Genomic DNA, 25,545 nt, shown 5'->3' with positions numbered 1-25,545 from the left:
GCCCCTGCTACCCCCAAAAAGGGTTAAAGAAGCGTCCCGCCCGTCACCTCGAACCGGCCGAGGGCGTCGTCGATGGCCGCCAGCGTGTCGGCGTGCAGCGTGATGTCCGCGGCCTCCACGTTCTCCCTGATGTGCGAAGGGGTACGGCTGCCGGGGATGGCCACCACGTGGTCGTCCTGGTGCAGCAGCCAGGCCAGGGCGAGCTGGGCCGGGGTGATGCCGAGCCGGTCGGCCAGCCCGCGGATCGGCGCGTAGCGGTCGTTGTTGGCGGCCAGGTTCTCGGCGGAGAAGCGCGGCGCGTTGTGCCGGAAGTCGCCCTCGCCGAGCTGCTGGACGGTCCCGGTGAGGAACCCGTTGCCCAGCGGGCTCCACGCCACGATCCCCACCCCGAGCTCGCCCGCGGCCTCCAGCAGCAGCGGGTCGATCGGCCGCCACATGGACCACTCGTTCTGCACGGCCGCCACCGGGTGCACGGCGTGTGCCCGGCGCAACTGCGCGGCCGTCACGTTGGACAGGCCCAGATGCCTGACCAGGCCGTCCTTGACCAGCTCGGCCATCGCCCCGACGGTGTCCTCGACGGGCACGCCGGGGTCGGCGTAGTGCAGGTAGTACAGGTCGATCACGTCGGTGCCCAGGTTGCGCAGGCTCGCCTCCGCGTAGCGCCGCACCAGCCGGGGCTCGGCGTTCACCCGCAGCTCGCCGAACTTGTAGCCGACCGGCTGCGCGCGGCTGTCCTCGCCTTCGGGTACGGCCAGGCCGAACTTCGTGGCGACGACCACCTCGTCCCTGCGGCCCTTGATCGCCCGGCCGACCAGGCGTTCGTTCTGCCCGTCCGGGCCGTAGGCGTCACTGGTGTCCACGTGGGTCGCGCCCGCGTCCAGCGCCGCCAGGATGGCCGTCTCCCCCCGGGCCTCGTCGATGTCGCCGTAGATACCGGGCGACAGCACCATCGCGCCGTAGCCGAGTGCCGGAACCGTCAAACCGCCGAGTTCACGTGTCTTCATACCGCCGATCCTGCTGCGCGGCGTGGCGTCCCGTCCAAGACCCTTTGCTATAACCATCAGCTATGGACGTGCATTTGCGAGATCTGCGCTACTTCGTGGCGGTCGCCGAGGAACTGAACGTGACCCGGGCGGCCGAGCGGCTGTTCGTCTCGCAGCCAGCGCTGTCCAAACAGCTCCGGGCGCTCGAACGGCAGCTCGGCTGCACGCTGTTCGACCGGGGGCCCGGCGGCGTCACGCTCACCCGGCAGGGCGCGGCGCTGCTGCCCGTCGCCGCCGACCTGCTCGACCGGTGGAACGCCGGCTACGAGACCGCGAGGGCCGCCGCCCCCACCGGCACGCTGGTCATCGGCCTGCAGACGGCCGTGGGCCGGGGCCTGCAACAGGAGGCGCTGCGCCGCTTCCGCGCCGCCATGCCCGGCTGGGAGGTGGCGCTGCGCCTGGTGAACTGGCACGATCCCAGCGGCGGCCTGGCCGACGGCAGCTCCGACGTGGCCTTCCTCTGGCTGCCCACCCCGCCCGGCCTGGAGACGCACGTGCTGGTCACCGAGCGCCGGTGCGTGGTCCTGCCCGCCGACCACCCGCTCGCCGCCCTGGAGGAGGTCCCGTTCGACCGGCTGCGCGACGAACCCTTCATCGCGCTGCCCGCCGCCGCCGGGCCGCTGCGCGACTTCTGGCTCGGCCGCGACGCCCGCGACGACGAACCCGTCGTCGGCGTCACCGCGAGCACCCCCGAGGAGGTGTTCGAGGCCGTGACCGGCGGTCTCGGCGTCGTGCTCGTCGCCGAGGGCAACGCCCAGCTCTACAAACGGCCCGGCATGCTCTACCGCCCCGTCACCGGCCTGCCGCCCGGCCGCCTCGCCATCGCCTGGCGGTCCGGCAACCGCAGCCCGCAAGTCACGACGTTCATCGACGCACTCCGGCAAATCGCCACTAAGGTCTGACCCATGAGCGACTACGCGATCACCTTCGACCTGATCGACTCCGACAACGACGGCCGCATCTCGGCCGTGGAGCTGGTGCGGCTGATGGAAGTGCTCGGCCAGCCCATCACCCTGGAAGCCGCTCAGGCGGGCGTGCAGCGGCTCGACAAGGACGGCGACGGGCTGATCGACGTCGAGGAGTTCGGCAGCTTCCTCAAGCCGTGACCGTCCCCGCGGGCGCGGTGGAGTGCGGGTACGGGCTCGACATCGTGTCGAAGTAGCCCTCCGGGTCCCCCTCCAGGTAGTCGGGCAGGTTGTCCAGGAAGGCACGCAGCGGCGGATACTGGTTGTGCAGGTCCAGGTCTTCCCGGGAGCGCCAGATCTCGTAGAGGAAGAACCGGCCGTCCTCTTGCTCGTGCAGGTGATATTGCAGGTTGCCGGGCTCGCCACGGGTGGGCTCCACGAGCGACATGAGGATCCGCCGGACCTCGTCCTTGCGTTCCGGCCGGGGGCGAAGGAACCCGTACAGGGAAATCGGTGTCATGCCCGCAACGTTAGGATCTCCAACGGTGTGAGGTTCAAGGTGAGGTAGGTCACGTGAAGATCGGGGATCTGGCGCGCGTCACCGGCGTCAACGTACGCCTGCTGCGCTACTACGAGGACCAGGGGCTGCTGGAGTCGGCCAGGACGGACGGCGGGCACCGCACCTACGCGGCCGACGCGCCTGCCAGGGTGGCGCAGATCCGGGCCCTGCTGGGCGCGGGGCTGCCGACGAAGGTCATCCGCGACGTCATGCCGTGCTTCCTGGACGACGGGGTGGGGCTCCAGGCGTGCGTGCTCGATCACGTGCGGAGCCACCTGGCCGACCTCGACCAGCGCATCGACGAGCTTCAGGACGCGCGGGTGGCGCTCAACGACCTGCTGGACCGGTCGCTGAGCGCCATTGCGTAGCCGGGCGGCCCCTGCCGTCAGAGGGCGCTGTGGAGATACAGCTGCCCGAAGACCTGCGAGAGGTTCTTCAGGTCCGTGGCCGCGTCCACTTCCGGGGCGGCCGGGTTGTACAGGGTGGCCAGCCTCGGCCGCACCGAGGTGAGCTTCTTGAGCTCGTCCCAGGTGGCGTTCGCGGCCCACTTCTCGCCGTACGCCCGGTTCACCTGGCCCTGGTCGTTCTGCCAGCGGGTCCAGAGGGTGACGGTCTCGGCGGCGTCGGCCTGGAGGGGGGCGGCGATGCGGTCGGTGATGGACTGGGCGGTCTGCTCGGCGTTGAGCTGGGCGGCACCGGGGGCGGCGAAGCCGGCGTCCTCGGCGGCGATCTGGCCGTAGGCGTCCCAGGCGCGGGCGCGGACCTGGATCCACTGGTTGCGCTGGGCGTCGGCGGCGGAGATCTGCCAGGTGGCGTACTCGGTGGCCAGGTGGCCGCCGTCGAGGGCGAGCTGGTCGACGAGGCCCTTGGAGAGCCAGCCGCCGACGCGCTCGGGGTCGAGCAGCGGATACTTCTTGGTCAGCTCGGTCTTGCACGCGTCGTCGCCGCCGCAGCCGAGGGCGGGCACGACGGTGTGGACGGCGAGCTTCTTGCCGGGGGCGGCGTTGCGCAGGGCGGTGGCGGCCTCGGTGAGGAAGGCGTCGATCTCGTCGGCGGTCTCGAACGTGTCGTTGGCGCCGAGCTGGGAGCTGAACCGCACGCCCACGACGCCGGGCTGGACGGCGAGTGCGGCGACCTGCTTGGCGGCCTCGGCGAGCTTGCCGGCCTTGTAGTCGTCGGCCAGTTCGGCGTCGATCCAGATCCGCATGCCGGTGGCGGCGGCGGTCTTGACGGCCTGCCCGGCGGGGCTCTCGGCGGCCTGCTTGGCCTGGGCCGGGGTGATGTGGTCGGGGTCGACGTAGCAGGGCTCGGTGCCCTCGCACTCGGGGGTGCCGCCGTCCTCGGCGTCGTCGGGGAGGGGGTCGTCGATGTCGTGCATCTCGCCGTCGCCCTCGCCGCCGCCGGGGCAGACGTTGCCCGGCTGGGTGCAGTCGACGGTGCCCTCGTCCATGGGGCCGGTCTCCCCCATGTTCCGGCCGTCGTTGTCGAGCCAGAACCTGGCGATGTCGGCGGCCTCCTCGGGCGTGGCCAGCCAGGTGCAGACGACGAAGGCGGGGGTGTCGTCGTCCATCAGGTCGTTGCAGCTGCGCGGGTCGTCCGCCGACCACGCGGGGACGCCGATGCCGAGCAGTGACAGGGTCAGTCCGATGACGAAGATCTGCCTCAGTCTCATGGCGCCTTCCGAGGGGGGTGATCGCCGGGCATATCGCACAATATCGGCAGGATCAGTATCGTTCAATGACATCAGGGGGTGCTTTACCGCCGTCCTCCACGACGAGTGCGGGGCGGAGCAAGGGGGACGAAGCGGTGCTCGGGGATCTCGCGCTGCTCCGGGACCGCCGGTTCGCGTTACTGCTGTCGGCCCGCACGATCTCGGTGCTGGGCAGCGCGTTCGCGCCCGTGGCGCTGGCGTTCGGGGTGTTGCGCCTGCCCGGCGCGACCGCCACGACGCTGTCGGTGGTGCTCACCGCGCAGGCACTTCCGACGGTGCTGTTCCTGCTGTTCGGCGGGGTGATCGCGGACCGGCTGCCCCGCAACCGGGTGATGATGGCCGGCGAGTGGGTGAACGCCGCCGGATTCGGCGCGCTGGCGGCGATGATGCTGACCGGCTGGACGCCGCTGCCTCTCATGGCGGCGGCCGCGGCGGTCACCGGCGTGGCCATCGCCGTGCTCTTCCCGGCGCTGACCGGCATCATCCCCGAGGTGGTGCCGCTGGAGCGGCTGCAGGCCGGCAACGCGCTGCTGGGCCTGGGCGCGAACGTCTCCCGGGTGGCGGGCGCGGTCCTCGGCGGCGGCACGGTGGTGCTGCTCGGCGGCGGCTGGGCGCTGGCGGTGAGCGCCGGGCTGTTCGCGCTGGCCGGGGTGCTCATCGCGGCGCTGCGGGTGACCCGGTCGGAACGTTCCGGCAGCGGTGACTCGGTGCTGGCGGAACTGCGCGACGGGTGGCGCGAGTTCAGCTCCCGGCAGTGGATCTGGGTGGTGGTGGCGCAGTTCTCCGTGCTGGTGATGGCGATCCAGGCCGGTCACGGGGTGCTCGGCCCGCTGCTGGCCGAGCAGAGCCTCGGCGGGGCGGCGGCCTGGTCGGCGTTCCTGGCGGGGGAGGGCGTGGGCACGATCGCCGGGGTCGTGGTGTCGCTGCGGCTGCGGCCGCGCCGCCCGATCCTGCTCGGCACCCTGTGCTGCCTGCCGGTCGCGCTGCCGTACTTCCTGCTCGGGGCGCAGGCCCCGCTGTGGGCGAGCGTGGCGGGCGCGTTCCTGCTGGGCGTCTGCTTCGACGTGTTCGGGGTGCTGTGGCAGACGACCATGCAGCGGGAGATCCCGCCGGCCTCGCTGTCGCGGGTGAGCTCGTACGACGCGCTGGGGTCGCTGATGTTCGGGCCGATCGGGATCATGCTGGCGGGACCGGTGGCCGAGCGGGTGGGCGCGCCGGGGGCGCTGATCGGCTGCGGGCTCCTGGTGCTGCTGTCCACGTGCGCCGCGCTGCTCTCCCCCGGGGTGCGCAACCTGCGCGCCCCGGAGCACGCCTCACGTCGACCCGCTGGTACGCAGGCCGCGTGACGGGACCCGTTCGCGCAGGCCGAAACGGGCCTCCGGGGCGTGGTCGCCGTCGAGCACGCCGGCCACGTAGCCGGCCAGCGCCGGAGCGTGCTTGAACCCGTGGCCGGAGTCGCCGCCCAGCAGCCACACGCCGGGCGACACCTCGGCGATGATCCACTCGGCGTCGGGCGTGAGCGCGTACTGGCAGACCTGGCTGAACAGCACCGGCGCCGACACCAGCGACGGGAAGCGGCGGCCGAGGTAGGCGCGGGCGTTCGCGACGCTGGCCTCGTCCACGACGCGCTCGCCGTGCTCGGGCTCGTACGGCCGGCCCTCGGCGTCGGAGGTGGCCTTCATGCCCGCGCCGTCCACGTCGCCGTGGCCGTAGGCGGACGCGCCGTGGTCCACCCAGGCGGGGGTGCCGGGCGTGGTCCAGGCGGCGGGCACGGCGAAGTGCAGCGTGTCCTGCTTGGTCACGGTCATCGGCACCTCGAACAGCTCGGGCAGCCAGGCGCCGCAGGCCCACACCACGCGGTCGGCGGTCAGCACGTCGCCGCCCACCCGGACGCCGCCCGGGGCGGGCACGGCGCGGGCGCGGACCAGGCGGACGCCGGCCGACACGGCGAGCGCGGCGGTGACCTGGGTGGCGCGGCGGGCCCGCAGCACGCCCGCGTGCGGCTCCCAGAGCAGGAAGCTGAGGTCGTCGCCGCGGAACTCGGGGAAGAACCGGGCGCCGTCGGCCGGGTCCAGCACCTCACACGGGATGTCGAGATTTTTCAGGACCTGGGCGCTGGCGTTCTCCCATCCGTCCGGCGTCCCGGCGAACCACACCATGCCCGCCTCGTGGAAGAGCGGCTCCCCGGCCCGCTCCTCCAGCCGCCGCCAGCCGTCCCGCGCCCGCCAGGCCATCCGGGCGTACCACTCCTCGGTTCCGTGCGCGCAGCGCAGCAGCCGGGTCTCACCCGCGCTCGCCTGCCGCACGTGCCCGGGGGTGTGCTGCTCGACCAGCGTCACCGCCCAGCCGGTTTCGGCCAGCCGCAAGGCCAGCGATGATCCCCATATCCCCGCCCCGACCACAATGACCGATTTCATGGGATTACCGTGACCGGAAAGCCGGTCCCGCCGCAAGGGTCAGACCACGATGAGTGTGACCACCACGCCCGCGCAGTTGCCGGCCACGCAGATCCGCACCGGCACCCGCGAGACCCCCGCGACCTTCGGCACGCCGCCGATGTTGCCGTCGGGACCGATGCTCACCCCGTCGGGCAGCGTCTCGTAGTCGGTCACGCTGACGGTCGGCAGCACTCCCGACGGCCCGCCCTTGATCTCGATCTGCCCGGTCAGGGGCCTGCCGGCCGAGCCGGGGAAGGTGAGCACGCCGGCGTCCCACGGCACGTTGCGCAGCACCACGAACGTGACGCGCTCCTCGGTGCAGCTCTGGCCGGCGCAGAGCTGGACCCGGCCCGCGTACGTGCCCGCGCGGTCGGGCGTGCCGTACAGCCTGCCGCCGGCGTCCACCCCGATGCCGGGCGCGAGCTCGGCGGCGGCGCGGAAGGCGACGCCCTTCTCGACGGGCAGCAGCTGGCGCGCCACCTCGATGCCCTCGGTGACGTAGAAGGTGTCCTCCACGAGCCGGTCGGACGGGGTCGCCAGCGGCATCCCCCGGGCCATGTAGATCGCGTGCGCGCCGTCGGAGGGAATGGCGGGAAGCAACGCGCACATGGCCAACCCGGCAACCAGGAGAATCCACGTTGACCGCATTTTTACCCCCCGGTGCTTCTGTTCCGGTACGTACCCCTTTAATCGCGTTGCGTCACCTTCAGCTCACGCATAGATAATCGACCCCATGGCCGCTGAATCCGCCCAGACCCTCGAACGCGGGCTGCGCCTGCTGCGCCTGCTCGCCGACGGCAAGGGCGGCCGGACGCCCACCGAGCTGAGCGCCGAGCTGTCGCTGAGCCGGCCCGTGGTCTACCGCCTGCTGACCACGCTGCTCACCGAGGGGTTCGTGCGCCGCGACGCCGAGGGGCGGGTGCACCTCGGGTTCGGCCTGCTCGTGCTGGCGCAGGCCGTGCAGCCGTTGCTGCGCGCCGCCGCGCTGCCGACGCTGCGGCGGCTGGCCGAGCAGGTGGGCGCGACCGCGCACCTGACCGTGGCCGAGGGCGACGACGGGCTGGCGGTGGCCGTGGTCGAGCCGTCGTGGACCGACATGCACGTGGCCTACCGCGAGGGCTCGCGCCATCCGCTGGCGAAAGGCGCGGCGGGGCGGGCGATCCTGGCCGCGCGCGAGGGCCGGGCCGATTATCTCGTCACCGAGGGGCAGTTGCAGGAGGGCGCGCGGGGGATGGCGGCGCCGGTGACGGGGCTGCCCTGGCTGGAGGCCTCCGTCGGGGTGGTCACGTTCGGGCCGCTGGCCGACTCCACCGGCGCGCGGGTGGTCGAGGCGGCCGCCGAGCTCGCCGACGCCCTGGCTTGACATCTCCGGGGCGATGGCGGACGGTTGTTACACATAAAGGACACATGCGTCCGTTAAGCGGACAGTCTGTGGAGGGGCGGATGCCGTACTACCGCGTCGTGGGAGAGGTGCCCCGCAAGCGCCACGTCCAGTTCAGGCGGCCCGACGGCGGGCTCTACGCCGAGGAGCTGATGGGCGAGGAAGGCTTCTCGTCCGACTCCTCGCTGCTCTACCACCGGCACCTGCCGACCGCCATCGTCAAGGCCGAGGCCGTCACGCCCGAGATCAGCACCCGGCTGGAGCCCAACCTGCCGCTGTCGCCGCGCCACTTCCGCACCCAGCAGCTCGCCAGCGCCGGCGACCTGGTGTCCGGGCGCGTCCTGCTGGCGGGCAACGGCGACGTCCGGTTGTCGTACGCCACCAGCGACCGGCCCAGTGAGCTCTACCGCAACTCGATGGGCGACGAGTGCGTGTACGTCCAGGCCGGCCACGCCCGGTTCGAGTCCACGTACGGGGTGATCGAGGCCGGGCCGGGTGACTACGTCGTCATCCCGACCGGCACCATCCACCGCTGGGTGCCCGACGGGCCGGTCAACGTGCTGGCCATCGAGGCGTCCGGGCACATCAGGCCACCCAAGCGCTACCTGTCGCAGCACGGGCAGTTCCTGGAGCACGCCCCCTACTGCGAGCGCGACCTGCGCGCCCCCGCCGAGCCGCTGACGGTCGAGGGCGAGGAGGTGCCGGTGCTGGTCCGCACCCGGGGCGGGCTGACCAGGCTGGTCTACCGCAACCACCCGTTCGACGTGGTCGGCTGGGACGGCTGTCTCTATCCGTACGCGTTCAACATCGACGACTTCGAGCCCGTGGTGAAGAAGACGCACGCGCCGCCGCCGGTCCACCAGACCTTCGAAGGCCCGGGGTTCGTCGTGTGCTCGTTCTGCCCGCGGCCGCTCGACTTCCATCCCGAGTCTGTGCCGATCCCCTACAACCACCACAACGTGGACTCCGACGAGTTCATGTTCTACGTGGGCGGCGACTACTCCGCACGCAAGGGCTCCGGCATCGACGTGGGCTCGATCTCGCTGCATCCCGCCGGGTTCACGCACGGGCCGCAGCCCGGCGCGGTCGAGGCCGTCATCGACGCCGTCGCCAAGGGCGTCACGACCACCAGCGAGATGGCCGTGATGGTCGACACCTTCCGCCCGCTCGACCTCGGGCAGGGCGCACTGTCCTGCGAGGACCCCGGATACGCCTGGACCTGGTCACGATGACGCTCTTCACCGCACTCGTCGACGACGCGGGCCTGTTCCCGCCGACGTCGCTGCACATGTCCGAAGCCCTGGCCCGCACCAAGCGCGGCGTGGACCAGGGCGTCGAGGTGCTCACCCACCGGTTCCTGTGCCCGGCCAGCCGGCTGGACCGGCTGCGGGCCGAGGACTGGCTGCCGCCCCGGATCGGGCTGATCATGGACACGCCCGAGCCGCCGCCCTTCGACGACCTGCCCGTCGACTTCGTCGAGACCAGGCTGCCCGCCGAACGCACCGTCGAGGACCTGGCCCACGAACTGGACCTGCCGTCGGAGCTGCGGCTGTTCGTCGAGGTGCCGCCGCGCAAGTACATCCCGGACGTGCCCGCCGGGGTGGGACTCAAGGTCCGCTGCGGCGGCGAGTCGGCCGACGCGTTCCCGGCGGTGGAACATCTCGCCGCGTTCATCCGGTTCTGCGTCGACAACGACATCCCGTTCAAGGCGACCGCCGGCCTGCACCATGCCGTACGGCACTTCGACCCGTCGCTGGGCGTGGACCGCTACGGCTTCCTCAACCTGGTGCTGGCCGTGTGCGAAGCCGTCGAACGGCGCGACCCGGCGCCCGTGCTGCGCTCCACCGACGTGGGCCAGCTCGTGCGGCTCGCCCGGAACGTACCGGAGGAGACCGCGAAGCGGGCCAGGCACCTGCTGGTGAGCTACGGCTCGTGCAGCACCGCCACGCCCGTCGACGACCTGCGGGCGCTGGGACTGATCGAGGAGGAAGCGTGAGCTGGGGAGTCGACAACCTGCCCTACGGGGTGTTCTCCCGGCACGGCGAGGCGCCCCGGGTGGGCGTGAGATACGGCGACCGGGTGCTCGATCTGGCGGCCGCGCTGCACGACGAGGTGTTCGCGGCGCCCTCGCTCAACCCGTTCATGGCCCGTGGGCGCGGCGCCTGGCACGACACCCGCACGCTCATCCGCAACAAGCTCACCGGCGACCTGGCCATCACCGAGCCGCACCTGATCCCGCTCGACCAGGTGGAGCTGCACCTGCCGTTCGAGGTGGCCGACTACGTGGACTTCTACTGCTCGATGGAGCACGCGGGCAACCTGGGCCGGATCTTCCGGCCCGGCAGCGAGCCGCTGCTGCCCAACTGGCGGCACCTGCCCGTCGGCTACCACGGCAGGGCCGGCACCGTCGTGGTGTCCGGCACCCCCGTCAGGCGGCCGCACGGGCAGCTCGCCGCCGGGGCGTTCGGCCCGACCGCCAAGCTCGACATCGAGGCGGAGCTGGGGTTCGTGGTGGGCGTGCCGGGCACCGGCGACTTCGAGGACCACGTGTTCGGGGTGACGCTGGTCAACGACTGGACCGCGCGCGACATCCAGGCGTGGGAGTACGTGCCGCTCGGGCCGTTCCTGGGCAAGTCGTTCGCCACCTCGATCTCGCCGTGGATCACGCCGCTGGAGGCGCTGCCGAGGATCCCCGGGCGCGTCCAGGACCCGGAGCCGCTCGGCTACCTGCGCCGGCGGGCCGACTGGGGGCTCGACCTGACGCTGGAGGTCCGGCTCAACGGCGAGGTCGTCTCCCGCCCGCCGTACCGGGACATGTACTGGACGCCGGACCAGATGCTCGCGCACCTGGTCTCGGGCGGCACGCCGCTGCGCACCGGCGACCTGTTCGCCAGCGGCACCGTCTCCGGCGGGCAGGTGGACGAGCGCGGCTCGCTCATCGAGATCACCTGGAACGGCACCGACCCGCTCAAGCTCGCCGGCGGCGACACCCGGACGTTCCTCCAGGACGGCGACACCGTGACCATCAGCGCCACGGCGGGCGACCTCTCCCTGGGGGAGGTAACCGGAACTGTCGGATAAGTGACTCGGCGTGCTTGACTCATGACTCCCCGCTACCCTTGAGGCTCCCCGGTCTCAGGAAAGCAGGAGTGTCATGCTGCGGCGTGCCGCGACGATCTGCCTGGCCGTGCTGCTCGCCGCAGCCGGCTGCGGCTCGGCGGAGACCCCGCCACCCCGCCCGCCGGTCGTGCATGTCTCCCCCGCCTTCGACACCAAACGCGCCCGTCCCGACCAGGGCCTGGTCGTCAGCGCCCGCGGCGGCACGCTCAGCCAGGTGCTGGCGTACGTGTCGGGCATGCCCGTGCGCGGCACGCTCGACGCCACCCGCACCACCTGGCGCTCCGCCTGGACCCTGAAGCCCGGCGCCGAATACACGGTGACCGTCAAGGCGGCCGGCGCCGGCGGCCCCTCGACGGTGGCCATGGGCCGCTTCCGCACCCGCCAGGCCGCGCGCGCCTTCGGCCTGGCCGCCACCACGCCGCAGCCCGGCGAGACCGTCGGCGTCGGCATGCCGGTCATCCTCGACTTCGACACGCCCGTGCGCGACCGGGCCGCCGTCGAGCGCGCGCTGGAGGTCAGCGCCGAGCCGCCCGTCGAAGGCGCCTGGCGGTGGACCGGCGACACCCAGGCGGTCTACCGCCCCCGGCGCTTCTGGCGGCCCCGGCAGCGGGTCACGGTCACCGCCCACCTGGCCGGCGTCCGCCTGGCCCCCGGCGTCTACGGCGTCAGCGACCAGACCTTCGCCTTCACCGTGGGTCGCGCCCAGACCAGCACCATCGACACCCGCGCCCACCAGATGACCGTCCGGCGCGACGGCCGGATCGTGCAGCGCATGGCCATCAGCGCCGGGATGGCCACCACCCGCGAATACACCACGACCAGCGGCATCCACCTGACCATGGACAAGGGCAACCCGGTGCGCATGGTCTCGCCCGGCCGCTCCGAAGGCGACCCCGACTACTACGACATCATGATCGACCACGCCGTCCGCATCTCCAACAGCGGCGAGTACGTGCACGCCAAGGACAACGTGTGGGCCCAGGGCCGGGCCAACGTCAGCCACGGCTGCATCAACGCCCGCCCCGACCAGGCCGCCTGGTTCTACGACGGCTCACTGCGCGGCGACCCCGTGACGATCACCGGCACCGACCGCGCGCTCGAATGGGACAACGGATGGGGCTACTGGCAACTCCCGTGGGAGCAGTGGCTGCGTGGAAGCGCCCTCCGTTCCGGTCCGCCCCTGCCGTAGCGCTGCTTCCGGCATTACGGTGGAACAGGGGGGAACCGGTGCCCCACACAGGCCCGTTGTCCCTATAGGAGGGCCGGAGCATGGATGAATGGATCATCTGGATTATCCTCGCAGTCGTCCTCGGTGTGGCCGAGATCTTCACGCTCACCGCGGCACTCGGCCTGCTCGGCGTCGCCTCCCTGCTGACCGCGGCGGGCGCGGCCCTCGGCCTGCCCGTCCCTCTGCAACTGCTGCTGTTCGCCCTCTCGTCCGCGGCCGGCCTCGTCGTCATCCGGCCGATCGCCAAACGCCACATCCGCGAGCCCCAGCTACGCCGCTTCGGCGTCGAAGCGCTCGTGGGCAAGCCCGCCTATGTGGTCTCCGAAGTCACCGGACGAGACGGCCGGATCCGCCTCGCCGGCGAGGAGTGGTCGGCCCGCGCCTACGACGAGACCCTTGTGATCCCCACCGGCGCCACCGTCGATGTCATCGAGATCGAAGGTGCCACCGCCCTCGTATATCCCCGGGAGTGAGCCATGGATCCGCTGTTGCTAGTCGGCCTGTTCGTCATACTCTTCGCGGTGTTCACCGTGCTCAAGGCCGTGCGGATCATCCCGCAGGCCCGGGCCCGCAACGTCGAGCGCCTCGGCCGTTACCACCGCACGCTCAAGCCGGGCCTCAACTTCGTCATCCCGTACGTGGACCGCGTCTATCCGGTGATCGACCTGCGCGAGCAGGTGGTGTCGTTCCGCCCCCAGCCGGTCATCACCGAGGACAACCTGGTCGTCGAGATCGACACCGTCCTCTACTTCCAGGTCACCGACCCGCGCGCCGCCGCCTACGAGATCGCCAACTACATCCAGGCCGTCGAACAGCTCACGGTCACCACCCTGCGTAACGTCGTCGGCTCCATGGACCTGGAGAAGACGCTGACCTCCCGCGACACCATCAACAGCCAGCTGCGCGGCGTCCTGGACGAGGCGACCGGCAAATGGGGCATCCGGGTCAACCGGGTCGAGATCAAGGCCATCGACCCGCCCAAGACCATCAAGGACGCGATGGAGAAGCAGATGCGCGCCGAACGGGACAAGCGCGCCGCCATCCTCAACGCCGAGGGCCAGCGCCAGTCGCAGATCCTCACCGCCGAAGGTGACAAGCAGAGCAGCATCCTGCGCGCCGAGGGCCAGCGCGCCGCCGCCATCCTCCAGGCCGAAGGCGAGTCGCGCGCCATCGACCAGGTCTTCCAGGCCGTCCACCGCAACGACCCCGATCCCAAGCTGCTGGCCTACCAGTATCTGCAGGTGCTGCCGCAGCTCGCGCAGGGCGAGGGCAACACGTTCTGGGTCATCCCCAGCGAGGTCACCTCGGCCCTGCAGGGCGTGTCGAAGGCCTTCACCGAGGCGCTGCCCCGCTCGACCGCCACCCGCGAGGAGGCGCCGGAGACGTCGGCCATGGACGAGGAGATCGCCAAGGCGTCGGAAGCCGCGGCCGAGGCCGTCGCCGACGCCCAGGACGCCGAGAGCCCCAACGGCCCCCGCCAGCTCACCCAGGGCGCCCAGCAGCCGTCGCCCTTCCCTGGCCTGGACCGCGACGACGCCGCGGCCGCCGACCCGGACAGACAGCACCGCGAGCCGGGACGCTGACCGCCCGTGCCCGCCGCACCGGACGGTGCGGCGGGTCCTGTGGGAGGGATCAGCTCTGCGGGGGGCCGAGGGGGGCCTGGTCGCTGTCGATGAGGTCGCAGGGGGCGACCGGGCCGGTGGACAGGCCGACCCAGATGCCCGCCACCCGTTCGTCGGCCGACACGCTGAACTCCAGCACCGCCGTCTGCCCCGGCTTCACCGCGCCGGGGTCGATCACGTACCCGGGCTCGGTGGGGGGCCAGATGAAGAACGGCCGGCCGTCGGCGGGGTTCCTGACCTCCTCGCGGGGCAGGAAGTCGCCGCGCGGCTGGGTGGCGCAGCGCTTGCCCGTCGGGATGTAGTCGACCACCGCGTTCACGCCCATCGAGCGCAGCGTGCTCTCCAGGCCGTCGGGGTCCTTGGCCTGGGCGATGGTGATGGTCAGGGTGCCGTCGGGGTTGCTCGCCACCGCGTGGGCGGGGGTGCCGCCGCCCAGCAGCAGGGGCGCGGCCACCGCCGCCACGGCGAGCGCCAGTGCGGGAGCCAGGACGGCGGGGCGCAGGACACGCCGGCGGGGCTTGGCGTCGATCTCGTTCATCACGAACTCCTTGAGCAGCCGGTGACGCCCCTCGGGAAGATCACGTTCTGGCCAGGTCATCGGATCTCCTCCTTGTCGGGGCCTCGGTCACCTACTACCTGTCGGGCCGCGGGCGGTGGTTCCGCGTATTCGGCGAGTTTCCTGCGGGCCCGCGACAGCCGGGACTTGACGGTGCCCACGGGCACGCCCAGCGCCTGGGCCGCCTCGGCGTGGTCGAGCCCGGCCCACACGCACAGCGCGAACACGTCCTGCTCCTGGCGGCGCAGCCTGCCGTACGCCTCGCGGACGGCGGCCAGCCGGCCGGCGTCGTCGATGCGCCCCACCACCTCGTCGGCGAAGTCCGGTACCGGCTCGCCGCGCGGCATGCGGGCGAGCGCGGCCTCGTGCCTGCGCGCGGACCGCCGGGCGTTGCGCGCCACGTTGGTGGCGATGCCGAGCAGCCAGGGCCGCAGCGAGCCGCCCTCCCCGTCGATCCTGCGGCGCAACCGCCACGCCTCCAGGAACGTCAGGGCCATCAGGTCCTCGGCCGCCGACCAGTCACCGGTGAGCCGGAAGGCATGGTTGTAGACGGCCTTGGCGTAGTCGTCGAACAACTCCTCGAAGGCGCCCGGGTCTCCGGCACGGATGCGCGCGCGTGCAGACATGTCCACATCTACGTACTGTCCGGGCGCAGCCCCGGGTTCCCGGTCAGCGCTGTCCGGCGTAGAAGTACACGGCCAGCTCCGGGTCCAGGGGCGGGACGTCGTACGGCAGGCCGCCATCGCGCAGCGACATGGTGGCCATGTAGCCGGCCGCGACGCTCATGCGGGCCGCCACCGGTGAGGTGTCGGTGACGCCGCCCTCGCGCACGAACCGGCGGAACTCCCCGACGATCTCCAGGTCGGCGCCGCCGTGGGAGCCCTGCGCGCGCGGGACCCGGTAGGCGATGTCGCAGTCGTCGCGGTAGCCGGTGGGGCCGGTGTTCCACACCTTGACGGTGTCGCCTGGGCCGTCGCCGAAGTTCTCCAGGCGGCCCTCGGTGCCGACGACGGTGTAGTTGCGCCAGTAGTCGGGGGTGAAGTGGCACTGCTGGTAGGCGGCGATGACGCCGTTGTCGAGGCGCATGTTCATGACCGAGACGTCCTCGACGTCGACGACGTGGTGGAGGTCGCGGCGGCGGGTGGGCGGCCAGTCGTAGTCCCGCAGCCAGCCGTCGGGGCGCGGGGTGCCGGGCTCTCGGCGCGGCAGGTCACCGTAGAGCGTGAGGTCGCCCATGGCGTTGACGCGGGTGGTGTAGCCGCCGGCCAGCCAGTGCAGCACGTCGAGGTCGTGGGCGGCCTTCTGCAGCAGCAGGCCGGTGGTGCGGCTGCGGTCGGCGTGCCAGTCCTTGAAGTAGTAGTCGCCGCCGTAGGAGACGAAGTGGCGTACCCAGACGGTCTTCGGCTCGCCGATGTCGCCCCGGCCGATGATGTCGCGCATCAGCCGGACGACGCCCATGTGCCGCATGTTGTGGCCCACGTACAGGCGGGTGCCGGTGTCGCGGGCGGCGCGCAGGATGGCGTCGCAGCCCTCGACGGTGATGGCCAGCGGCTTCTCCAGGTAGACGGTCTTGCCCGCCTCCAGGCAGGCGATCGCGATCTCCTCGTGGGTGTCGTCGGGCGTCAGCACGATGATCGCGTCGAGGTCGTCGCGGCCGAGCAGTTCCCGGTAGTCCGGGGTGGTCACCGGGTCGCCGAAGCGCGCGGCCTGCTCCTTGAGCGTCACCGGGTCGGTGTCGCAGACGGCGGCCACCACCGACCCACGGCCGGGCTGGTGGGCGGCCGTGGCCAGGCTCACGCGAAGGCCGAGGCCGATGACGCCGAAACGCAGGTCTTCCACTGCTGTCCTTCCACTGTTACTTGGAGCCGGTGAAGGCTGACGGCGCCGGACTCGGCCTGGATGCGGTTGGCCGTCTCGGAGCCGAGGAACTTCAGGAACTCCCACGCCTGCTCGGGATGCGGGGTCTTGGCGTAGACGACGCTGGCCAGGCCGTGGATGATCGTGGCCTCGCCGCCGGGGCCGGCGGGCAGCGGTGCGACGTCGGCGTTCAGGCCCTCGGTGCGGAAGTACTGGGGGGCGTCGAAGGAGCCGTCGTACCACATGGCGAGCTTGCCGCTCTTGAACATCTCGATCGGGTCGTTGTCGGTCATCTGCTGGATGGACGGCGACACCCCGGCGTCGAGCAGGCCCTTCCAGAACTTCAGGCCCTCGATCGTGGCGGGGTCGTCGTAGCCGGACTTCTTCTTGTCCTCGGAGATGACCTGTCCGCCGGCCTGGTAGATCGTGTTGTACGTCCCAGGTCCAGTCGGGATGCCGTACTGCTTGCCGTCCAGCGTGTAGAGGTCGACCAGCGACTTGGGGAACTTGCCCAGGTCGACCTTGTCCTCGGCGATCCGGTCGCTGATGGGCATCAGGGCGCCCTGGGAGGCGTACAGGCCGATGCGCGGGCCGTTCATCCGGAACACGTCCGGGGCGCTGCCGCCCGCGGCGGCCGTCTGGAGCTTGGTCCATACTCCTTGTTCGGGGTGAACTGGATCTCGACGTCGATGTCCGGGTGGGTACGGGTGAACTCCTTGACGATCTTGCCCATGGCCTCGCCCTGGTTCTCGTTGTCCCAGATGGCGTAGGTCAGCGTGACCTTGCCGCCGGCGTCCCCGCCGTCCGACGAGCCACATCCCGCGAGGCCCAGCACTCCGGCGCAGATCAGCGCCCACAGCTTGCGTGCCATGGCCTGGAAGGTAGCGGACATTTATGCAGACAACTAGAGATATTTGCACACGAACGAGCAGAAGGTACGGTTCAGCGACTCATCTGTGATGATGTCGTGACTGAATTATCCAAGCCACCTATGTAAAAAGGGTCTGGTCAGCGTGGTTGAGCGCCCATCGGATCGCGCCCAGGGTGATGGACTCCGAGCCCAGGGTGGAGGCGACGACCTTGGGCGGGTAGAGGCAGCGGTCGTCGAGGAACTCCCGGATCGGCTCCACCAGCAGGTCACCGGCCCGCGACAGGCTCCCGCCGATCACCACCAGCTCCGGGTCCAGGGGATTGACCAGCGTGAGCAGGCCCGCGCCCAGGTGCGTGGCGAACGCCCGGACCGCCTCGGCCGCGCCCGCGTCGCCCTCCTCGGCGCGGGCCAGCGCGAAGTCGGCCGCCTGCCGGTGCGTGCGCAGCTCCCCCGGCTCCGCGGCCATGGCGAAGTCCGCCAGGTGCCGGAACGCCTGCCACTGGTCACCGGCCTGCCGTCCGATCTCGCCGGAGGCCGCGTGCGCGCCCCGGTGCGGCCGGCCGCCGATCAGCAGGCCGATGCCGAGACGGTTGCCGGTGAACAGGTAGACCACGTCGCTGTGGCCTCGGGCCGTGCCGCGCCAGTGCTCGGCCAGCACGGCCAGCCGCATGTCATTCTCCACCAGCACCGGGGCCGGGAGCCTGCGGCCCAGCTCGCCCTGGAGGTCGACGCCGGTCCAGCCGGGCAGCACGACGCTCTTGACCACCCGGCCCGCGCCGTCCACCACGCCGGTGGTGCCCACGCCCACGGCGGCCAGGTCGGCCACGGCCGTGCCCGCCCGCCCGGCCACGTCGGCGACCAGCTCCACGATCGCGTCGAGCCGCTCCCCTGCCGGCATCGCGTAATTGGGCACGTGGTGCGCGGCCACGATCGTGCCGCCGAGGTCGCAGACCATCGCGCGCAGCGTCGAGCCGCCCACGCCCACCCCCACGACATGCCCCGACGAGGCGCGGAACCTGAACCGCTTGGCCGGCCTGCCGCGCTGGCGGTCGCCCTGCTCCTCGGCGCACTCCTCCGCCCAGCCCTCGGCGATCAGGTCCTCGACGATCACCTCGGCCGTCGGGCGGGACACGCGGGCCGCCCTGGCCAGCTCGGAGAGCGTCGCCACCTCGTGCTCGCGCAGGATGCGCAGGATGGCCGCCGAGTTGAGCCTGCGCAGGAGGGAGGCGTCGCCGCTCTGCTGTCGCACCGGGTTCCTTCCGTCGTCAGGACGGTCAGCCTACTTAATCAAGTGCCTTACGTAATCGCTGCCTGCGGCGTGAAGCAGAGCTTGGGGGGCAGTTAAGAATCCCTCGATGGACACGCGGGAGGGGGAGGCGGCACAGTGCGTTAGGTTCGGATCGAGGGGGATGCACGCGATGAAAGCGCTGGTCAAGGAGAGGGCGGAGCCCGGGCTCTGGCTGGTCGACGTCCCGGAGCCCGAGGTGGGGCCGGGCGAGGTGAAGATCAGGGTTCTGCGCACCGGCATATGCGGCACGGACCTGCATATCCGGAAATTTGATGACTGGGCGCGGCAAACACTGGAGCTTCCGCTCATCGTGGGACACGAGTTCTCCGGGCACGTGGTGGACGTGGCCCCCGGCGTCGAGGACATCGCGGTCGGCGACCTGGTCAGCGGCGAGGGCCACATCGTCTGCGGCAAATGCCGCAACTGCATGGCCGGCCGCCGCCACCTGTGCCGCAACACCATCGGCCTCGGCGTCAACCGCGACGGCGCGTTCGCCGAGTACGTGACGCTGCCCGCCACCAACGTGTGGGTGCACCGGGTGCCCGTGCACCCCGACGTGGCGGCCATCTTCGACCCGTTCGGCAACGCCGTGCACACCGCGCTGTCCTTCCCCCTGGTCGGCGAGGACGTGCTGATCACCGGAGCCGGCCCGATCGGGCTGATGGCGGCGGCCGTCGCCACCCACGTGGGCGCCCGCCACGTGGCGATCACCGACGTCAGCGACGAGCGGCTCAACCTGGCCGGCAAGCTCGGCGTCAACCTCGCGCTGAACGTCTCGCGCGACACCATCGCCGACGGCATGCGCCGCCTCGACATGCGCGAGGGCTTCGACGTGGGGCTGGAGATGTCCGGCAACCCCGCGGCGATGCGCGACATGATCGCGCACATGACCCACGGCGGCCGGATCGCCATGCTCGGGCTGCCCGCCGAGGAGTTCCCGATCGACTGGGCGACGGTCGTCACCTCGATGCTCACCATCAAGGGCATCTACGGCCGCGAGATGTTCGAGACCTGGTACAACATGTCGGTCCTGCTGGAGAAGGGACTCGACCTCACCCCGGTGATCACCGACCGGTTCCCCTACGACGAGTTCGACGCCGCCTTCGACACGGCCGCGAGCGGCCGCACCGGCAAGGTCATCCTCGACTGGAGCGAAGGAGCCTGGCCGGAGAGAGCGAGCGACGGGCCAACGCAGGCCGAAGCGGCCGCGACCACGAACAGGAGCGCCTGAATATGTTCACCAACGTACGCGACCAGCTGCGTGCGACGCTCGACGAGATCACCGAGGCCGGGCTGCTCAAGCCCGAGCGGGTGATCAGTACGCCGCAGAGCTCGGCGGTGAGCGTGGCCGGCCAGGAGGTGCTCAACTTCTGCGCCAACAACTACCTGGGCCTGGCCGACCACCCCGAGGTCGTCGAGGCGGCCAAGCAGGCGCTGGACCGCTGGGGGTTCGGCATGGCGTCGGTGCGGTTCATCTGCGGCACCCAGGAGGTGCACAAGGAGCTCGAAGCCCGGCTGTCGGACTTCCTCAGCCAGGAGGACACCGTCCTCTACAGCTCGTGCTTCGACGCCAACGGCGGCGTGTTCGAGACGCTGCTCGATGCCCAGGACGCGGTGATCTCCGACGCGCTCAACCACGCCAGCATCATCGACGGCATCCGGCTGTCGAAGGCCCGCCGCTACCGCTACGCCAACCGCGACATGGCCGAGCTGGAGGCCAGGCTGAAGGAGTCGGCCGACGCGCGGCGCAGGCTGATCGTCACCGACGGCGTCTTCTCCATGGACGGCTACCTCGCGCCGCTCGCCGACATCTGCGACCTGGCCGAGCGCTACGACGCCATGGTCATGGTCGACGACTCGCACGCGGTCGGCTTCGTCGGCCCCACCGGGCGCGGCACGCCCGAGCTGCACGGGGTGACCGACCGGGTCGACATCATCACCGGCACCCTCGGCAAGGCGCTCGGCGGGGCCAGCGGCGGCTACGTCGCGGCCCGCCAGGAGATCTGCGAGCTGCTCAGGCAGCGTTCACGCCCGTACCTGTTCTCCAACTCGCTGGCGCCGGTCATCGCCGCGGCCTCGCTGCGCATCCTCGACCTGCTGGAGACCTCCAGCGACGCCCGCGAGCGGCTGCGCGCCAACACCGAGCGGTTCCGGAGCCGGATGGCCGCCGAGGGGTTCGACATCCTGCCGGGCGAGCACCCGATCGTCCCCGTCATGATCGGTGACGCCGCAGAGGCCGGCGCCATGGCCGAGCGGCTGCTGGCGCTGGGCATCTACGTGGTGGGCTTCTCCTACCCGGTGGTGCCGCACGGCCAGGCCAGGATCCGCGTCCAGCTCTCGGCGGCCCACTCCGCCGCCGACGTGGACCGCGCGGTGTCCGCGTTCGTACGGGCGCGCGCCTGACCCTATCCTCGCAGGCGTGACTTCTTCCCGCGGCGTGATCGACACGCGGCGGCTGCGCACGCTGCGCGCGGTGGCCGACCACGGCACGGTCACCGCCGCGGCGGCGACGCTCCACCTGACGCCGTCGGCCGTCTCCCAGCAGCTCGTCGCCCTGGAGCACGAGGTGGGGCACCGGCTGTTCGTCCGCGACGGCCGCGGCGTCCGCCTCACCGCCGTCGGCAAGATCATGCTCGCCCACGCGAACGAGGTGCTGGCCCAGCTCGAACGCGCCGAGGCCGAGGTGGCCGCCTACGCCACGGGGGCGGCGGGCGAGGTCACCGCGGCCTGCTTCGCCACCGCGATCAGCGCCGTGCTCTCCCCCGCGATCGTCGCGCTGCGCGCCGCCGCGCCCGGCATCCAGCTACGGGTCCGCGACGCCGAAGGGCACCAGAGCCTGGCCATGCTCCTCGACGGGGAGGCCGACGTGGCCATCGCCGTCGAGTACCGAGGCGGCCCCGACGCCGCCGACCGCCGCCTGTTCCGCGTCCCCCTGTACGCCGAGCCGTTCGACCTCGTCCTCCCGCACGACCACCCCCTCGCCGGCACCGGCGACCCACCGCTCGGCCTCGGTGCAGCGAGTGGGGAGAGGTGGATCGGGCCCTACCCCGGCAATCCGGTGCACGACGTGATCGCCTTCGCCTGCGAGCAGGCCGGCTTCTCCCCCCGGTTCGCGCACTGCTCGGACGACTTCCGTGCCGTGGTGGCGCTGGTCGGCGCGGGGGCGGGGGTCGCCCTGGTGCCCCGGCTGGCGCTGCGCGACATGACGCTCCCCGGCGTCACGGTGCACCACACGCCGGGCCCGGAGCGCCGCGTGTTCGCCGCGGTCCGGCGCGGCGCCGAGTCCCATCCGCTGCTGCGCCCGCTGCTGGACAGCCTCCAGAAAGTCTCCGGCTCACTCGGGATCGGGTGAACCACTCCACGGGCCGTCGGCGGCGTTCAGCCCCGGGCGGTCTCCACGGCTTCGGCGAAGCGGGCGTGGCGGGCCAGTTCCTCCCGCACCGGGCCGAGCACGTACCCGCTGCCGACCTCGCCGATCGCCTCCCGCAGGGCCCTGGCGGCCTTGCGGGCACGGCGGCGTCCGCCGAGCCAGGCCGCCAGCCTCGACAGCAGCGCGACCAGCACGCCCGCCAGCGCCCGGCCGGCCAGCAGCGCGGTCGGCCACGGCACCTCCCACACGGTCGGCGTGGGCGGCTCGGGCAGCCGCAGGTAGTCCATCCCGAACAGCCCGGCCAGCCATCCCGCGCCCGCCACCATGGTCGCGAACACCAGCCACTGCACCACGTTCACCGCTCGCCACCAGCGCGGTCGCCGCGTCACCCCCAGCGACGTACGCCCCACGGCCCGATCCACCGCGTCGGGCAGTTCGGCCGCCCGGGAGCGCGCCGCCCGCCGCACCGCGGCGTCCCACGCCGCCGGCAGCCCTCGCGCGGCCTGCTCGCCGACGTCCCTGATCGCCGTCTCCACCTGCGCCCGCTGCACCATCGACGCCGCCGGCACCGACGTGCGGCTCACCGGCTCGACGGCGCGCCCGTCGCCCTTGCCGGCCCGGCCCGCACGGCCGCCGAGCTCCCGCCGGGCCGGGGCCGCAGCCCCGATCCGCAGCCTGCGCAGCGGATCCGGCCTGAACCGGCGCACCCATCGCGTCACCGGCCACCCGGTCGCCACCACCGCCCGGTGCCGGTGCCCCTTCGCCACGGCCTCCACCACCAGCGGCACCCCGGCCGCCTTCGACAGCGCGGCGGTCAGCGCCCCCTCCAGCCCTTCCCCCTGCCGCGCGACCGCCCCCGTGGCCGGCCCCTCGGAGGCCCCGTCTCTCCCTTCGGAGAGGGCGGCCCGCCCTTGGGCGAGAGCACTCCTCCCGAGGGCGCCCTTCCCGCCGGGGCGGCCGGGGATGTCGTCCCCGTCCGCGATGGTCCCGGGTCGCTCCGGGATGTCGTCCCCGGGCGGGCCGGTGTCGCGGGGCGCGGTGGCGGAGGCGGCCCGGAGCAGGGCGGCGGCGTCGCGGACGTCGGCCGCCAACCGGTCCGACCACGCCTTGCGTTCGGCCACCCGGCCGGCCAGGAGCGCGCGGAGCTCGGGCACCCCGGCGCCCGTACGCGCCGAGACCCCGAGGACGGGCACCCCGGTGAGCCCGTCGTCGTCGAGCAGGCGGCGCAGGTCGCGCAGGCACCGGTCGACGGCGTCGGGCGGCAGCCGGTCGATCTGGTTGAGCACGACGACCATGACGTCCCGATGCCCGGCCAACGGCCGCAGGTAGCGCTCGTGGACGGCCGCGTCGGCGTACTTCTGCGGATCGAGCACCCACACCAGCAGGTCGACCAGCTCCACCAGCCGATCCACCTCCAGCCGGTGCGTGAGCCGGATCGAGTCGTGGTCGGGCAGGTCCAGCAGGACGAGCCCGGTCAGCCCGTCGCCGGACGCCGAGTGCCGGTGCGGCACGTCGAGCCAGTCGAGCAGCGGCCCGGCCTCCTCACCGTCCCAGAGGGCCGCCTGCGCGGTCGCGGTCGTGGGCCGGGTGACGCCGACGCCCGCCAATTCCTCCCCGGCCAGCGCGTTGTACAGGGACGACTTCCCGCTGCCGGTCGCCCCGGCCAGCGCCACCACGGTGTGCGCCACGGACAGCCGTCGTCGCGCCCCGGCCCGCTCGGCCACCTCGCGTGCGGCCCGCACGGCATCACCGGCCAGCCGTCCCTCGCCGAGCGACGCGGCTTCCAGCAGGGCGTCCAGCCGCGACTCCAGCGTGGGCCGGTCCTTGCGACGCAGCAGCTTCATGCCTGGCCACCACCCGAATCGCCGGAATCCCCGGGATCGCCGGAATCGGCCGGCAGTTCGGCGCGATGGCGGCGGACGGTCGCGGCGGCCTCGCGGAGGGCGTCGGCCGTGCCCGCCGGGGGCTCGGCGGAGGCCAGCAGCGCCAGGTAGCGATCCGCCTCGCCGTCCAGCAGCTCCCGCACCCGTTCGCGCAGGTCGTCGCGGGCCCGCGCGGTCAGCGTGCGGACGGCCTGATCGCCGAAGATGGCCTCCAGGAGCTTCTGCGACAGCACGCTGGTGCCGCCCGCGATGCCGACCTCGATCCCGGTCAGCCCGCCTGTCGAGGCGAACACGGCCAGCATCAGCAGCAGCCCGGCCCCGTTCACCCCGAACGACGCCATCCGCGCCGTGGTGCGCCTGGCAGCGCCTTCCTCCCGGACGAGGTCGAGCACGTACTCCTGCCATCCGCGCACCGCCGACTCGGCCTGCTCGCCGAGGGCGGCGGAGGCGCGGCCGAGGCGGGCGGACTCGACGGGGCCGGCGCGCTGGAGGAGGCCGGGCCCGCCGGGCGCGGCCGCCCAGCCGTCGAGGGCGCGTTCGGCGGCGCCGTCGGCGACGCCCTTGATGAGGGTCTCGACGCCGCTCTCCAGCGCGTCGCGCAGCTCCACCTCGGGCGCGCGCCCGGTGAAGAAGCCGACGACCCGGTCGCGCAGCCAGCCGACCCGGCTCTCCAGGGAGCGCATCAGGTCGCCGGTGCCGATGAAGTCCTGCCAGCGGGCCAGCACCTCGCCGCGCAGCAGCGACCCATCGCGCATGCCCTCGTCGAAGCCGGCCATCCCGCTCGCGTAGGCGGCGGTCACGATGGAGCGCAGCGCGGCGAACCCGTCCTCCTGCCGTTCGACGGCGGCGGCCAGCGACGGCACCCGGGTGGCCAGGCTGTCGAGCGCACCCGACAGCGTCTGCCGTACGACACGGGAGCGTTCGGCGGCGTCGGCGGCGAGCCCGGCGAGCCAGCCCGAGATGGGCGCGACGGCGGCGGCGGGCAGCCGGGCCTTCTCGGTGGGCAGCGTCGACTCGGGGACGGTGAACAGGCGGCTGCCGGACAGGCCGTTCTCCTCCAGGAGGCGTTCGAGGTCACGGGCGACGGGCCCGGCGGCCTCGGGCGGGACGCGGTCGAGCACGACGGCGAGCGCGGTGCTGCGTTCGCGGGCCGAGCGCAGGAAGCTCCACGGCACCTCGTCGGCGTAGCGGGCGGCGGTGGTGACGAACAGCCACAGGTCGGCGGCGGCCAGGAGTTGCGCGGCCAGCTCGCGGTTGGCGGTCACCACGGAGTCGATGTCGGGCGCGTCGAGCAGCGCCAGCCCGGCCCCCAGCGCCTCGGCGGTGACCACGCGCAGCGCGCCGGGACCGGCGCCGGTGGCGCGCGACAGGCCGGGCAGCACGTTCTGCGCCATGAACCAGTCGCGGTCGGCCGGGCTCACCACGAGCGTCGGCACCAGTGTGGTGGGCCGCAGCACGCCGGGCTCGGCCACGTCGGCCCCGACCAGCGAGTTGACCAGCGTGGACTTGCCCGCGCCGGTGGACCCGCCGACGACGGCGAGCAGCGGCGCGTCGATCGCCCGCAGCCGGGGCAGCAGGTAGTCGTCGAGCTGCCCGGTCAGTTCGCGCAGCGCGCGCCGGTCGGTCTCGGCGTCGCCGATCTCGAGCGGGAGAAGCTCCCGGTCGAGCGGCCGCCGCAGCTCCTCGAGCGCGCCCAGCAGGTCCATACGGACC

Annotated in this window: 27 protein-coding genes; 14 read left to right on the top strand and 13 right to left on the bottom strand. The window is 72.4% G+C overall.

Features of this window, described 5'->3' with window-relative positions; translation table 11 throughout:
• Window positions 1-23 precede the first annotated feature (23 nt).
• Complete coding sequence (locus ADY59_RS08770) at window positions 24-1,004, bottom strand: aldo/keto reductase (RefSeq protein ID WP_049559965.1); 981 nt, start codon at window positions 1,002-1,004, stop codon at window positions 24-26.
• A 62-nt stretch (window positions 1,005-1,066) separates the two neighbouring features.
• On the opposite strand from ADY59_RS08770, the gene ADY59_RS08765 reads away from it, so the two are divergent.
• Both ADY59_RS08765 and ADY59_RS08760 read left to right on the top strand, forming a co-directional pair.
• A complete protein-coding gene (locus ADY59_RS08765) occupies window positions 1,067-1,945 on the top strand; it encodes a LysR family transcriptional regulator (protein WP_049559962.1) in 879 nt (292 codons plus the stop codon).
• Window positions 1,946-1,948: 3 nt separating this feature from the next.
• Window positions 1,949-2,149 (top strand): EF-hand domain-containing protein, encoded by a 201-nt coding sequence (locus ADY59_RS08760; RefSeq protein ID WP_049559960.1) that lies wholly within the window; start codon window positions 1,949-1,951, stop codon window positions 2,147-2,149.
• On the opposite strand, the gene ADY59_RS08755 is transcribed toward ADY59_RS08760, so the two are convergent.
• Window positions 2,139-2,468: a putative quinol monooxygenase gene (locus ADY59_RS08755; protein WP_049559957.1), complete on the bottom strand. Its 330-nt coding sequence runs from the start codon at window positions 2,466-2,468 to the stop codon at window positions 2,139-2,141. The two genes, ADY59_RS08760 and ADY59_RS08755, sit on opposite strands and share 11 nt — an antisense overlap.
• 53 nt (window positions 2,469-2,521) lie before the next feature.
• Here ADY59_RS08755 and ADY59_RS08750 point away from each other — a divergent pair, with 53 nt between their 5' ends.
• Window positions 2,522-2,875 (top strand): MerR family transcriptional regulator, encoded by a 354-nt coding sequence (locus ADY59_RS08750; RefSeq protein ID WP_049559954.1) that lies wholly within the window; start codon window positions 2,522-2,524, stop codon window positions 2,873-2,875.
• A gap of 17 nt (window positions 2,876-2,892) precedes the next feature.
• On the opposite strand, the gene ADY59_RS08745 is transcribed toward ADY59_RS08750, so the two are convergent.
• Complete coding sequence (locus ADY59_RS08745) at window positions 2,893-4,179, bottom strand: hypothetical protein (RefSeq protein WP_049559952.1); 1,287 nt, start codon at window positions 4,177-4,179, stop codon at window positions 2,893-2,895.
• Window positions 4,180-4,313: 134 nt separating this feature from the next.
• Between ADY59_RS08745 and ADY59_RS08740 the strand changes: the two genes are divergently transcribed.
• Complete coding sequence (locus ADY59_RS08740; protein WP_049559949.1) at window positions 4,314-5,564, top strand: MFS transporter; 1,251 nt, start codon at window positions 4,314-4,316, stop codon at window positions 5,562-5,564.
• Here ADY59_RS08740 and ADY59_RS08735 read toward each other — a convergent pair.
• Both ADY59_RS08735 and ADY59_RS08730 read right to left on the bottom strand, forming a co-directional pair.
• Window positions 5,532-6,635: an NAD(P)/FAD-dependent oxidoreductase gene (locus tag ADY59_RS08735; RefSeq protein WP_082309956.1), complete on the bottom strand. Its 1,104-nt coding sequence runs from the start codon at window positions 6,633-6,635 to the stop codon at window positions 5,532-5,534. The two genes, ADY59_RS08740 and ADY59_RS08735, sit on opposite strands and share 33 nt — an antisense overlap.
• Window positions 6,636-6,674: 39 nt before the next feature.
• On the bottom strand, window positions 6,675-7,256 hold the full coding sequence (locus ADY59_RS08730) for a hypothetical protein (RefSeq protein WP_156325381.1): 582 nt from the start codon (window positions 7,254-7,256) through the stop codon (window positions 6,675-6,677).
• Between the two features lie 133 nt (window positions 7,257-7,389).
• On the opposite strand from ADY59_RS08730, the gene ADY59_RS08725 reads away from it, so the two are divergent.
• From ADY59_RS08725 to ADY59_RS08695, 7 genes are all read left to right on the top strand, one after another.
• Window positions 7,390-8,019 (top strand): helix-turn-helix domain-containing protein, encoded by a 630-nt coding sequence (locus ADY59_RS08725; RefSeq protein ID WP_049559942.1) that lies wholly within the window; start codon window positions 7,390-7,392, stop codon window positions 8,017-8,019.
• Between the two features lie 80 nt (window positions 8,020-8,099).
• Window positions 8,100-9,269: a homogentisate 1,2-dioxygenase gene (locus ADY59_RS08720; protein WP_049559939.1), complete on the top strand. Its 1,170-nt coding sequence runs from the start codon at window positions 8,100-8,102 to the stop codon at window positions 9,267-9,269.
• Entirely contained in the window at window positions 9,266-10,033 is a 768-nt protein-coding gene (locus ADY59_RS08715; protein ID WP_049559935.1) for a hypothetical protein, read from the top strand. The genes ADY59_RS08720 and ADY59_RS08715 overlap by 4 nt, the downstream gene beginning before the upstream one ends.
• Window positions 10,030-11,118: a fumarylacetoacetate hydrolase family protein gene (locus tag ADY59_RS08710; RefSeq protein WP_049559933.1), complete on the top strand. Its 1,089-nt coding sequence runs from the start codon at window positions 10,030-10,032 to the stop codon at window positions 11,116-11,118. Before ADY59_RS08715 ends, ADY59_RS08710 begins: the two co-directional genes overlap by 4 nt.
• Window positions 11,119-11,191: 73 nt before the next feature.
• Window positions 11,192-12,346, top strand: coding sequence for a L,D-transpeptidase (locus ADY59_RS08705; RefSeq protein ID WP_156325380.1), 1,155 nt, complete (start codon window positions 11,192-11,194; stop codon window positions 12,344-12,346).
• Between the two features lie 80 nt (window positions 12,347-12,426).
• A complete protein-coding gene (locus ADY59_RS08700) occupies window positions 12,427-12,858 on the top strand; it encodes an NfeD family protein (protein WP_049559930.1) in 432 nt (143 codons plus the stop codon).
• Between the two features lie 3 nt (window positions 12,859-12,861).
• The gene (locus ADY59_RS08695) at window positions 12,862-13,968 is read left to right on the top strand and encodes an SPFH domain-containing protein (RefSeq protein ID WP_049559927.1); all 1,107 of its coding nucleotides are present in this window, start codon (window positions 12,862-12,864) and stop codon (window positions 13,966-13,968) included.
• A 49-nt stretch (window positions 13,969-14,017) separates the two neighbouring features.
• Here ADY59_RS08695 and ADY59_RS08690 read toward each other — a convergent pair whose 3' ends face one another.
• The 6 genes from ADY59_RS08690 to ADY59_RS08665 form a co-directional block, all read right to left on the bottom strand.
• Window positions 14,018-14,605, bottom strand: a complete 588-nt coding sequence (locus ADY59_RS08690; protein ID WP_049559925.1) for a hypothetical protein — start codon at window positions 14,603-14,605, stop codon at window positions 14,018-14,020.
• On the bottom strand, window positions 14,602-15,189 hold the full coding sequence (locus ADY59_RS08685; protein ID WP_049560049.1) for an RNA polymerase sigma factor: 588 nt from the start codon (window positions 15,187-15,189) through the stop codon (window positions 14,602-14,604). Before ADY59_RS08685 ends, ADY59_RS08690 begins: the two co-directional genes overlap by 4 nt.
• 43 nt (window positions 15,190-15,232) lie before the next feature.
• Entirely contained in the window at window positions 15,233-16,402 is a 1,170-nt protein-coding gene (locus ADY59_RS08680) for a Gfo/Idh/MocA family protein (protein ID WP_049559922.1), read from the bottom strand.
• Window positions 16,357-17,028, bottom strand: a complete 672-nt coding sequence (locus ADY59_RS08675; RefSeq protein ID WP_231618609.1) for an extracellular solute-binding protein — start codon at window positions 17,026-17,028, stop codon at window positions 16,357-16,359. The genes ADY59_RS08680 and ADY59_RS08675 overlap by 46 nt, the downstream gene beginning before the upstream one ends.
• Window positions 17,016-17,291, bottom strand: a complete 276-nt coding sequence (locus tag ADY59_RS52380) for a hypothetical protein (RefSeq protein WP_049559917.1) — start codon at window positions 17,289-17,291, stop codon at window positions 17,016-17,018. The genes ADY59_RS08675 and ADY59_RS52380 overlap by 13 nt, the downstream gene beginning before the upstream one ends.
• Window positions 17,292-17,409: 118 nt before the next feature.
• The gene (locus ADY59_RS08665; protein ID WP_049559914.1) at window positions 17,410-18,540 is read right to left on the bottom strand and encodes an ROK family transcriptional regulator; all 1,131 of its coding nucleotides are present in this window, start codon (window positions 18,538-18,540) and stop codon (window positions 17,410-17,412) included.
• A gap of 169 nt (window positions 18,541-18,709) precedes the next feature.
• On the opposite strand from ADY59_RS08665, the gene tdh reads away from it, so the two are divergent.
• The 3 genes from tdh to ADY59_RS08650 are packed head-to-tail and all read left to right on the top strand — an operon-like array spanning window position 18,710 to window position 21,931.
• Window positions 18,710-19,810 carry an L-threonine 3-dehydrogenase gene (tdh, locus tag ADY59_RS08660; protein ID WP_197093503.1) on the top strand — a complete coding sequence of 367 codons (1,101 nt, stop codon included), beginning with the start codon at window positions 18,710-18,712 and terminating at the stop codon, window positions 19,808-19,810.
• Between the two features lie 2 nt (window positions 19,811-19,812).
• Window positions 19,813-20,982 (top strand): glycine C-acetyltransferase, encoded by a 1,170-nt coding sequence (locus ADY59_RS08655; protein WP_049559911.1) that lies wholly within the window; start codon window positions 19,813-19,815, stop codon window positions 20,980-20,982.
• Between the two features lie 16 nt (window positions 20,983-20,998).
• The gene (locus ADY59_RS08650) at window positions 20,999-21,931 is read left to right on the top strand and encodes a LysR family transcriptional regulator (protein WP_231618608.1); all 933 of its coding nucleotides are present in this window, start codon (window positions 20,999-21,001) and stop codon (window positions 21,929-21,931) included.
• A 26-nt stretch (window positions 21,932-21,957) separates the two neighbouring features.
• On the opposite strand, the gene ADY59_RS52375 is transcribed toward ADY59_RS08650, so the two are convergent.
• Both ADY59_RS52375 and ADY59_RS08640 read right to left on the bottom strand, forming a co-directional pair.
• On the bottom strand, window positions 21,958-23,793 hold the full coding sequence (locus ADY59_RS52375; RefSeq protein WP_049559905.1) for a YfjP family GTPase: 1,836 nt from the start codon (window positions 23,791-23,793) through the stop codon (window positions 21,958-21,960).
• On the bottom strand, window positions 23,790-25,538 hold the full coding sequence (locus ADY59_RS08640) for an ABC transporter (RefSeq protein ID WP_049559904.1): 1,749 nt from the start codon (window positions 25,536-25,538) through the stop codon (window positions 23,790-23,792). The genes ADY59_RS52375 and ADY59_RS08640 overlap by 4 nt, the downstream gene beginning before the upstream one ends.
• Between the last annotated feature and the right edge of the window lie 7 nt (window positions 25,539-25,545).

Origin of the sequence: Nonomuraea sp. SBT364, assembly GCF_001083785.1 — a bacterium.
Lineage (GTDB): Bacteria > Actinomycetota > Actinomycetes > Streptosporangiales > Streptosporangiaceae > Nonomuraea.
The sequence above is the reverse complement of the archived record's forward strand: the minus strand, read 5'-3'. Positions and strand labels throughout refer to the sequence as shown.